Source organism: Flavobacterium sp. ZT3R18, from assembly GCF_007097385.1.
Lineage (GTDB): Bacteria > Bacteroidota > Bacteroidia > Flavobacteriales > Flavobacteriaceae > Flavobacterium.
In genome coordinates, this window is the sequence record NZ_VJZS01000002.1 from 406,866 (window position 1) to 413,896 (window position 7,031).

A 7,031-nucleotide genomic window follows, 5' to 3' on the forward strand; every position below is an offset into this window, starting at 1 on the left:
CGGTTAGAATGGGATTTTTTTTGCACATTGTCTAAATGATTTAGAAAATAATACCTTTGCTTTTAGCTTCACGTACTAATTCTATATCGCTTCCTTCATCAATTTTAAAAAATTCTTTTAGTTGAATTTTTCTTCGTTCTATAGCATTCAAAGAGATTGGAATGTATTGGGGGATTTCACTGGTCTTGGTTCCTTTAGAAAGATGAAATAAAATTAGTTTGTCAAATTGATCAAGACCGTCAATGTTATTTTCGGTTTGATTTGACATTTTGATTACAGAATGACTGTAATAAATTTCACCGTTCAATACTTTGTCAAAACCAAAAATTAATTCGTCAAATGTCAAATCATTTTTTATGACAAGACCAGCAGGATTAATAGTTTCTATTATGTTTTTTATCTTAAGTAATTCAGTGTACATGGTGAGCAGAACAATTTTGCAATTGGGCATTATCTTCAAAATTAATTTCGCCAGATCTTCACCAGAATTAATTCCTTTTTCGGCATAAGCAGGCATGCTAATGTCTAAAAAAGCGACATCAAAAGGAGCTGTTTCAGGATTTACTATAATTTCATACCCTGATTCACAATCCTTTCCTTGAGAAAAAAAGTATCGGTATAGGTTGGGATTGTATCTTGTAATTGCATTTTTGTAGCCGTCGATAATAAAGGGATGGTCGTCTACAATTAAAATGTTTTTCGTAATTAATGTCTCCACGGTTTGGTCAACTATCATTTTGTTGTCGTTTTTTGTATTTGTTCTATCGGGACAATTATAGTAATGGAAGTACCTTCTTCTTTTTTTGATTTGAGATCTAGTGTTCCTTTACATTCTTTTGTACGTGACTTTATATTTTCTAATCCGATACCTTTTTTGGCTCGGTTTACATTAAATCCTATTCCATTGTCAATAATTTTTAGAGTCAAATCCATATCCTGTTTTTCGATTTCAACCTGTATGGTTGACGCAAGGGCGTATTTGTTACAATTTTGTAAGGATTCCTGAAGGATTCGATATAAATTAATTTTAATGGCATTATCAATCAGATCCCACTTTATGGCAGGGTCAATACTGAAAATAAATCTAGACTTATAGGTTTTTTTTTGTTCTTCAAATAAGTTAGTGACTATTGCAACGAAGTTATTAATTAATTCTGATTTTTCTCTATTCAAGTTGTGTGAAATTTCACGGATATCTTGTTCGATGTTTTTTAGTTCGATCAAGTAATTTAGTCTTTTTTCTACTCCGGAATCATCTGTAATTTTATTTAAACTATCCAGATTAATTCGAACACCAAACATTCTACCCAAAACACCGTCGTGTAATTCTTGTGCAACTCTTTTTTTTTCTTTTATACTATTGATTTCTATAGTGTTTTGCTGTGAAATCAGTAAGTTGTAAATGTCGGTATTGGCTTGTTGTTGTTGTTGAATGAATAACAATTCTCGTTGTTTTGTTTTTTGGGCTTTAATGATGTACAATAAAACGGCCAAAATAGCTAATCCTCCAAAAACAAACAATAATTGTTTGTTTTTATCTTCTAAGTGGATGTTTTCAACTTTAATTTCATCCGTTTCATATTCTATTCTAGAGAATTTTTCACCCATTTTTCGTTCCGCTTTTAGCAAACGATCATTGATAAGAATGTATTCTTTAGAATAAAGAGAAACATTTTTGGGATCTACAGTACCCATCTGTTTGAGGGTTTCCAGAACACTTCTTAAGCGGTTTGTGCTTCGAGACAAGGCAAGTGCTTGTTTGGCATATTGAACTGCCCTTAAAGTGTCGTTTTTGTATGCAAAATATTCAGACAAATGGATTTTGTTGATAATGACTCCTGAGGAGAGTTGCAAACTATCTCGAATTTTAAGAGCTCTGTAAAATTGTTCCGGAAGTTCGTTAGATTCGTTAAGTTTGAATTTGGCATAAGCCAAGTTATCCAATAACATCGCGTATAATTTGGGTTTATCTACAAATAAGTTTCGTTCTTCTAATCCTTTTTCGAAGTAGCTTTTGGCTTGTTTGTAATTTTTTAGGTTCAAATATACATAACCCATATTATTCAAGGAAGTTGCTTTCGACTGGAATTCGACTGGAATTGATTTGTCATCGATACTGGTTAATGCTTTGTTATGGAATTCTAAAGCTTTGCCGTGTTCTTCTCTTTCGTTGTATAAAATACCCAAAAGGTTATACGATTCATAAAGCAAATCATTGGCATTTTCTCCTTTTAACGCTCGTAAAGCTTTAAAAACAGCTATCTCACTATTAAAATAATCATTTTCATAGTATTGTAAATTGGCTTTACTAATTCGTGTTTTGGCAAGATTGTAATTGTCATTAAGATTAAGGTATAGTTTTTCAGCTTTAAAATAATTATAAAACGCACTGTCTGAAATGTTTTTGGCTCCATAATAATCCCCTAAATAGGTATAAGCCTTAGCTGAATTTACGGTGTCATTACTGTTTTTTGATCGTTCTAAAATGAGTTTAGAAGTTTCGAAATAACCTTTCCAATCGTTCATATTGAAATAGCGATTGGCTATTTTGAATAAGTTGACTTTGTTTATAGAATCGTCTTCTTGGTTAATGATAATTTCAAACGCCTTCTGGTTGTATTTTTGTTTTAATTCAAACGGTATACGGGTATCATTTGCCAACGATAAATATGAGGAAAGACTGTCTTTTGTAGAGGTGACATTTTGTTTTGATTTGCTTTTATCGGAGCAGCCAATAAGAAGAATCAAAAAAAACAATAATATGAAGGAATATTTTTTCAATAGTAGATTTTGAATTTTATCAAAAATACTAAATCTTTTGATATAAAAAAAGGCTGTCAATTAAATGACAGCCTCTATGTGTTAATTTATTTTAATTTTTTGTTAATCTACTTTTCTATTACCTCCAGTATCTTGCCCTCCACTTCCGTCAATGTCTAAATGATTTGTTAAAGTAACTTGTGAATTGTCGCCAGTATAATCTACTTTTCTATTCCCTCCGGTATCTTGCCCCCCACTCCCATCAATAGGGGAGTTTGTAGTGTTGTCAACAATTCTTGAAGTAATTGTTCCGGGTGTTGTAAAAGAAGTTAACACCATTACTAATGTAAATAATCCGATTGTTAATGTAGCTTTTTTCATGATTTCTGGTTTTTATGTTTTTTAAAGTTTTACGATTTTCATTCCTTTTTGCGGGAATTTCTTTTGTAAAGCTACATAGTAAACCTAAATTTTTCTTACATTGAAAAGGGTTTGTGGTAATTGAGCTTCGTTTGTTAGTGAATAGGTATCAAATCATGGTAAATGACTGGTTTTTAGATTTCTATGTAATTTTCGTTGGAAAAATCACTTATAATGAAATCTATATTTTTTTTGTAGGATTTAGAAAACGGAAGCTTTATAGTAGTGTTCTTAATATAGCAAACTGAATTTCCGGTGTGAATTCTAGCTATATAATTGCGATTGATAATGTAGCTATTATGGATCCTGATAAAAGGGATTGATAGTACAGCTTGAAAATGTTTTAAAGTTTTGAAAGCGGTAATTATTTCTCCGTTACTCAAATGAATATCAGTCGAATTATTATCGGCTTGTAAATAGCAAATGTCTTTAGAATCAATGTACCGATGATCTCCATACGATTTGACACATAAAATAAGATTTTTTTTCTTATTTGTAGTTTCAATAGATAGGGTTGACGGTACGTTTTCTTCTAAATCTGGGGATTCAATTAGAATAATTTCATCATCGTAATTTGATTTTTCTAGTTTTAAAATTAACTTTTTAAAATCGATACTTTTTAAGGGTTTTATCAAATAATCGGTTACTTCGTATTGTATGGCTTCAAAGGCGAAATCCTTTTTTGAAGTTGTTATAATAATTTTGGGGATAACTTTTAAGTGTCGATACAATGAATCAATTAGACCCAAGGAAAGGTTACTCTTTTTGTTAGCTGGATCTATCTCTAGAAAAATTAATTTTGGATTATGTTCTATAATTAGATTTAAAGCATCGATGTGATTATAGGCTACCGCTATAAAGTGAAGCTCTGAAAAACTAGCAATAAGGGCTTTTGTTTTCAAAACACTTTCTGGATCATCGTCAATTATAATGTACGAATAATGCATTAATAGCGTTCCTATTGGGTTAGTTGCGTAACGAACAGTGATTGTTTTTGGTAGATTATTACTTTAGTTAGTTAGGATAATTCATTGGGTCTAATGAAAAAAACTAGCTAATAGCAATTTAAAAACAGAATAATGTCTTCTCTACAAAATAAAATTACACAAATAAATTTTTCCTCAAGCTTATTTGTTAATATCTATAATTGAATGTTAATAGATTGCGATGAAATACATACAAATGAGAAAAACAGATGTATTTGCTAAAAAAACAACAATCCAGCAGTTATAATCCTCATTTATGCAAATAATAAAGTAAGAAAAGCAACAAGGATAAGTTTTTGTAAGTTCTAATGACAAAAAAAATGCTTCTCAACCGAGAAGCATTTTTAATAATTTATGTTTGTTCTGATTACATTTTCATCAACCAGTTTTTCATAGAAACTTCATTTTCAATGATTGATTTCAAATCGGCAATGGCTACACGATCTTGTTTCATAGTATCTCTATGACGAATGGTTACCGTTTGATCCTCGATAGTTTGGTGATCTACTGTGATGCAAAATGGAGTTCCCAATGCGTCTTGCCTTCTATAGCGTCTTCCCACAGCATCTTTTTCATCATAAGCTACATTGAAATCCCATCTTAAATCATCGATGATTTTATGTGCAATTTCTGGTAATCCGTCTTTTTTAACCAAAGGAAATATAGCTGCTTTGGTTGGAGCTAAAACAGCAGGTAATTTCAATACTGTTCTGGTAGAGCCATCTTCAAGGGTTTCTTCTTTTAGGGAAGTAGCGAAAACAGCCAAGAACATTCTGTCTAATCCTACTGAGGTCTCTACCACGTAAGGAACATAATTTTGATTCAATTCGGCATCAAAATATTGCAATTTTCTACCCGAAAATTGTTCGTGCGCTTTTAAGTCAAAATCAGTTCTGGAGTGAATTCCTTCCAATTCTTTGAAACCAAAAGGGAAATTAAATTCAATATCAGCAGCTGCATTAGCATAATGAGCCAGTTTTTCGTGATCGTGAAAACGGTAATTCTCTTTTCCTAAACCTAGTGATAAATGCCAGTTCAAACGAGTTGTTTTCCAGTGTTCGTACCATTGCATTTCTTCGCCTGGACGTACAAAAAATTGCATTTCCATTTGTTCAAATTCGCGCATACGGAAGATGAACTGTCTTGCCACGATTTCGTTTCTGAATGCTTTTCCAGTTTGTGCAATACCAAAAGGAACTTTCATTCTTCCTGATTTTTGTACGTTTAAGAAATTCACAAAAATACCTTGAGCCGTTTCGGGACGTAAATATAAATCCATAGCCGAATCTGCAGAAGCTCCTAGTTTGGTGCCAAACATCAAGTTGAATTGACGTACTTCAGTCCAATTTCTTGAACCCGATTCCGGACAAGCAATTTCCAGTTCTTCGATTAACGCTTTTACATCCTCAAGATCTTCATTGCCAAGAGAGCGAGCCATTCTTTCTAGAATTTCTCTTTCTTTGGCTTTGTATTCCATCACTCTTGCGTTGGTGGTTACAAATTCCTGTTCGTTGAAAGCATCGCCAAAACGAGCTCTGGCTTTTTCGATTTCCTTGATTGCTTTTTGATTTAGCTTTTCGGCATAATCTTCAATAAGGACATCGGCTCTGTATCTTCTTTTCGAATCTTTGTTGTCTATCAATGGATCATTGAAGGCATCTACGTGACCCGATGCTTTCCAAGTGGTTGGGTGCATCAATATAGCCGCGTCTAGTCCTACGATGTTATCGTTCATTTGAACCATCGATTTCCACCAATATTCGCGTATGTTCTTTTTTAATTCTACTCCGTTTTGTGCATAATCATAGACTGCACTTAAACCATCGTATATTTCGCTTGACGGAAAAATAAATCCGTACTCTTTTGCGTGCGAAACTACATTCTTAAATAAATCTTCTTGTTTTGCCATAGTGTTGCAAAAATATAAAAAGAGAAATTAAAAAAAGAAAAAAAATGAAATTTGAAGTATTGATTTTCTTATTTTTATGGATAAATCTATTTTTTATGTTTAATTCCCTGATAAATTTATTTTTCCCAAAGGTTTGTGCTGGCTGTAAATCATTTATAGGTACGAATGAATATGTGATTTGTACGGTTTGCCGACACGAATTACCCCTAACGAACCATCATTTGAATCCTGAAAATGAAGCGTTCAAGAAATTTTACGGACAAATTCCTGTCGAATATGCTTCGGCTTTATTGTATTTTCATAAAAAGGGAATCGTTCAGGAGTTAATTCATAATTTGAAATACAAAGGACACGAAGAAATAGGAACTGTTTTGGGCGAATGGTATGCTGCCGATTTGAAGAACAGCGAAATAGCCAAAAATGCAGATGTGATTATTCCGGTGCCTTTGCATAAAAAAAGATTGAAAGAACGAGGCTATAATCAGGTTATGAATTTTGGTTTGGCATTATCAGAGAATTTTAAAATTCCATTAAACAATGAACTTTTATTTCGAAAAGTATATTCAAAGACCCAATCTAAGAAAAATCTTTTGGGAAGATCCGAAGGAATTGAAACTGTCTTTGATGTAGCTTTTACAGAAGAGGATACAAATAAACATTATCTCCTTATTGATGATGTACTAACTACCGGAGCGACTCTCGAAGCGTGTTCGAGAGCCTTACTAAAAATACCGGGAACTAAAATTAGTATTATTTGTATGGCTATGGCACATTCTTGATTTCTCTTATCCTAATAGGTTTTTTTTTCAACCTGTTAGGTATTTTATTTATTCATGAGGTGTTAGTAAGTTTATACCTAACAGGTCTTGGAGACCTGTTAGGTGGGGTGTAAAATATAGGCAAAATATATAAAATAAGTTCGGTCTTTTTTTTTAACTTTATCGACTAAAATGTTT

Annotated in this window: 6 protein-coding genes; 1 reads left to right on the forward strand and 5 read right to left on the reverse strand. The window is 32.4% G+C overall.

Features of this window, described 5'->3' with window-relative positions:
• Positions 1-40: 40 nt before the first annotated feature.
• The 5 genes from FNW52_RS04390 to FNW52_RS04410 form a co-directional block, all read right to left on the reverse strand.
• Positions 41-736, reverse strand: coding sequence for a response regulator (locus tag FNW52_RS04390; RefSeq protein ID WP_143376245.1), 696 nt, complete (start codon positions 734-736; stop codon positions 41-43).
• On the reverse strand, positions 733-2,781 hold the full coding sequence (locus FNW52_RS04395) for an ATP-binding protein (RefSeq protein ID WP_143376246.1): 2,049 nt from the start codon (positions 2,779-2,781) through the stop codon (positions 733-735). Before FNW52_RS04395 ends, FNW52_RS04390 begins: the two co-directional genes overlap by 4 nt.
• Before the next feature lie 102 nt (positions 2,782-2,883).
• Positions 2,884-3,141, reverse strand: a complete 258-nt coding sequence (locus FNW52_RS04400) for a 3-oxoacyl-ACP reductase (RefSeq protein WP_143376247.1) — start codon at positions 3,139-3,141, stop codon at positions 2,884-2,886.
• A gap of 173 nt (positions 3,142-3,314) precedes the next feature.
• Positions 3,315-4,127, reverse strand: coding sequence for a LytTR family DNA-binding domain-containing protein (locus FNW52_RS04405; protein WP_143376248.1), 813 nt, complete (start codon positions 4,125-4,127; stop codon positions 3,315-3,317).
• 406 nt (positions 4,128-4,533) lie between these two features.
• Complete coding sequence (locus tag FNW52_RS04410) at positions 4,534-6,075, reverse strand: glycine--tRNA ligase (RefSeq protein WP_143376249.1); 1,542 nt, start codon at positions 6,073-6,075, stop codon at positions 4,534-4,536.
• A gap of 95 nt (positions 6,076-6,170) precedes the next feature.
• On the opposite strand from FNW52_RS04410, the gene FNW52_RS04415 reads away from it, so the two are divergent.
• The gene (locus FNW52_RS04415) at positions 6,171-6,854 is read left to right on the forward strand and encodes a ComF family protein (RefSeq protein WP_143376261.1); all 684 of its coding nucleotides are present in this window, start codon (positions 6,171-6,173) and stop codon (positions 6,852-6,854) included.
• The last annotated feature ends 177 nt before the right edge of the window (positions 6,855-7,031 follow it).

Excerpts from the sequence above, each read along its gene's own strand:
- FNW52_RS04400 (WP_143376247.1), bottom strand. The coding sequence starts at position 3,141 with ATGAAAAAAGCTACATTAACAATCGGATTATTTACATTAGTAATGGTG.
- FNW52_RS04415 (WP_143376261.1), top strand. The coding sequence starts at position 6,171 with ATGTTTAATTCCCTGATAAATTTATTTTTCCCAAAGGTTTGTGCTGGC.
- FNW52_RS04390 (WP_143376245.1), bottom strand. The coding sequence starts at position 736 with ATGATAGTTGACCAAACCGTGGAGACATTAATTACGAAAAACATTTTA.
- FNW52_RS04410 (WP_143376249.1), bottom strand. The coding sequence starts at position 6,075 with ATGGCAAAACAAGAAGATTTATTTAAGAATGTAGTTTCGCACGCAAAA.
- FNW52_RS04405 (WP_143376248.1), bottom strand. The coding sequence starts at position 4,127 with ATGCATTATTCGTACATTATAATTGACGATGATCCAGAAAGTGTTTTG.